Annotated in this window: 3 protein-coding genes and 1 pseudogene; 1 reads left to right on the top strand and 3 read right to left on the bottom strand. The window is 41.1% G+C overall.

Annotation, left to right across the window (positions count from 1 at the left end; all coding sequences use genetic code 11):
* Positions 1–372: DUF1392 family protein (locus tag H6G97_RS49050; protein ID WP_190947512.1), on the top strand; the 372-nt coding region annotated here is incomplete at its 5' end.
* Between the two features lie 178 nt (positions 373–550).
* Here the strand turns inward: H6G97_RS49050 and H6G97_RS49045 are convergent.
* The 3 genes and pseudogenes from H6G97_RS49045 to H6G97_RS49035 form a co-directional block, all read right to left on the bottom strand.
* Complete coding sequence (locus tag H6G97_RS49045) at positions 551–1,882, bottom strand: alpha/beta hydrolase family protein (RefSeq protein ID WP_190947511.1); 1,332 nt, start codon at positions 1,880–1,882, stop codon at positions 551–553.
* Positions 1,883–1,949: 67 nt separating this feature from the next.
* The gene (locus H6G97_RS49040; protein ID WP_190947510.1) at positions 1,950–2,129 is read right to left on the bottom strand and encodes a hypothetical protein; all 180 of its coding nucleotides are present in this window, start codon (positions 2,127–2,129) and stop codon (positions 1,950–1,952) included.
* A 573-nt stretch (positions 2,130–2,702) separates the two neighbouring features.
* Positions 2,703–2,970 (bottom strand): annotated as a pseudogene (locus tag H6G97_RS49035) (hypothetical protein); the annotation flags it as partial.

Below are 2,970 nucleotides of genomic sequence, written 5' to 3'. Positions count from 1 at the left end.
GAAATGTTAGAAAAAGTTTTGTTGCCAATCTCAGACTTGTCAGGTTATTGCCGTGGTGTTGAGTGGTCAGGACAAGAATGGATTTATGCAATTGTTTGCCAGAGTGAAACTCTCTACTTACCTGAGCAAGAATTTCATCCAACAAATGTACTAAAAAAGTCCACTGTTTCCACTCCAGCTTTTAATCTGGGGGACATAGTTAAGGTTGATTTCGGTGAACAGCCAACACGTCGTATTATTCAAGGGATTTTTAGTCTCAAAGATAATTGGCTTTATGGGGTAGAGTGGCGCTCCCCAACTTTAGAAGAAGTGTCTACCCAAAGCAGAACGATATGGCTTGTTGATGTTGATTTAGTCAATGTTAGTGTATGACCAGTTGCCCTTAAAGAGCAGTACCAAGTTAACTAACAATTTGGGCTATTAATCTAAAGTTACTGGTTTTATTAGCTACTTTTAATTATTTATCTAGGCATCATAAAAAATAGAAAACTTTGAGTAGTGCAAGTTTAAAACTTGACAAAGAAATTTAAGTTGTATTTGAGATAATGTTTTAGACAGTAAGGAAATAGCTGGCACTAAGGGTGAGGTTGCTAAAACCTTGAATGATCGCAATTAGTTCAGGACTAGTTTCATTCAGGAATAAGGCTGTACCTGTAGCCAAACCAGTTGGCACTGCTCCCAAGCTATAGCTTGAGTTGGAGCCAGACAGTTGCAGCGTATCTTCGGTGGCATTGAAATCAGTAATTATAGCGTAGTCGCTCAGGCCCAAAGTACTAGTATTACCATCGCTATAGAAGACACCGACAGTAATACCTAGCACAAACTGATCACTCCCAGCGCCGCCAGTCAAAAGGTCAACTTCAGCAATACCTCTTGTTGCTGTATCTGTTCCTGTAAGTATGTCGCCACCTTCATCTCCAAACAGGCGATCGCTTCCAGTGCCACCGAATACAGAATCATTCCCACGTCCGCCATAAACAAGGTCATTACCACTGTCGCCGAAAACAGAATCGCCACTATCACCACCTGTAATGTAGTCAATTCCTGCATTACCACGGATGGTATCATTGGCTGCACCACCCGCTTGTGTGTCGTTGTTAACAGTACCCAAAAGATTGAGAGCAACAATAGCTTTGTTATTTTTAGTACTGGCATCGTTCTGTCCAGTGAATTCAGCATTGACTACTGTATTCAAGTTCAGGAGAACACCGTTGGATTGGGTAAAGCTATTGCCTTGGAGTAATTCTGTATAGAGAGTGTGAGCATAACTGTGATTGCCAGCAAAATTCCACTGTCCAGGCTGAAATAGATCATTCCAGTTGGTATAGACATCCAGGGTAGCCAAGCGAGCATCATAGCCTAAAGTTTCACTAGTATGAATAGATACAACGCGATTGGCGTCGATCGGATCTAAGCGTTCGCTTGCTGCTTTGCCTTCAAACTCAGGTCCTGCTGGATCTAAACCTACTATTTGAGTAAGAGAACGCCCTGTAGATTCACGGTAGGTTGAGCCAGTGAATCCAGCAATGTGCGCTCCCAAACTATGTCCGATCAGGTTGGTGTAAGTCGGATCTACACCATTATTTACTAAGTAGGTAGCCAGCTGACTGGCGACATCGCGCGTTCTGGCGGCGGAAGTGGAATACCACAAGGAACTAGCTCCTTGTTCCCAATCTAGGAGAATGATATTAGCATTTGACTCACGTTGCCGAATAGTTTGGGCTATATTTTCCATCCAGTCAGCGGCTTTGTAGTTATTGCCTACATTGCCACCAGTGCTTTGATAGCCATGAATAACAACATAGGTTGGTGCCTCAGAAGTAATGCGCCCAGAACGGTTGATAGAACCGTTACCCCAAACATTAAAGTTGACTTCAACCATCTGAAAAATTCTATATGGAAAATTTCTATTTCTTGAGGCGAAAATTATGTTTTACCCTGGCAGATTTCTAAGTGGGACTTCTCCTACTTAATAAAACTGTTGCTCTAACTTGCTCAAACCAAGCCAGATCAAAAGCCCAATTATTATAACTAGGCTTGAATCCACCAGCAGAGTCCTCTTGTACTACTTTTGTTTGAGATGTTACTTCTTGTTGAGAACACTCTTGAGGTAAAACACTATTGGACATGGTAACAATTGAAAAATCTGTTATTTTCTAGCCCCAAAAAATGTAGGTATTTTCTAATCTTATTGGTGGAACTCAATTTAGAAATCAGTCTTTAGTCTCAAGTGGGCCCAGATGAAGCATATAATTTCTGACATTAAAACTTTGGGTATACCAGAATTAAATGTAACCTTCCAAGGGGGTATGTTCCCTCAAAACAAAAAAATCTTTTCGGCTTGGGGACAATTATTCAGCTATTTTGGTAGCTTCTGATGACTAAAGAAAGAGAATAATTTCATAGAGCGAAATAGCTGATTAAAACATTGTTTTGGCAGGAAGAACGCAGTAATTTTTATATGCTAACCAATGTGTTTTAAACTGAACCCACATCATATTAAGCCTCAAGACAAACGCATTTAAGTTACTCTCAATCATAACTAGAGTTAAAAAACTAACGAAAAAATCTTTCCTTTTGCGTTTAATTATTTTTTAAGTCCCAAAGCGATGCCTAAAACTTTGGCAATAAGCAAGCGTTAATGACATTATTTTAACTCTATTGAGAATATATGCTTATTGACATGATGCGGCCGCCCTGTACTAAACCTCCCCCATAACGAGTCCTTCGATCGTATGCGCTTGTACGATAGGTTCTAGTTCTTCAACGATTCGACAGGCGAAGTGCTTTCGGTGTTCTACAGGGATAGTCTCGTAGTAAGACCGAGTAAACTGGAGATCATGCCGCTCTGCATTTCGGGCATCTGGAGCATCCACACCAAGCACTAGGGCTGGGCGCGATTTTTGGGATTGGTTAGCTGTACCTCGATGAATGGTCAGTGCTGACCGGACAGATATATCTCCACGCTTC

This window comes from Nostoc flagelliforme FACHB-838 (genome assembly GCF_014698065.1).
Lineage (GTDB): Bacteria > Cyanobacteriota > Cyanobacteriia > Cyanobacteriales > Nostocaceae > Nostoc > Nostoc flagelliforme_B.
Note: the sequence above shows the minus strand (reverse complement) of the source record. Positions and strands in the feature narration are given on the sequence as shown.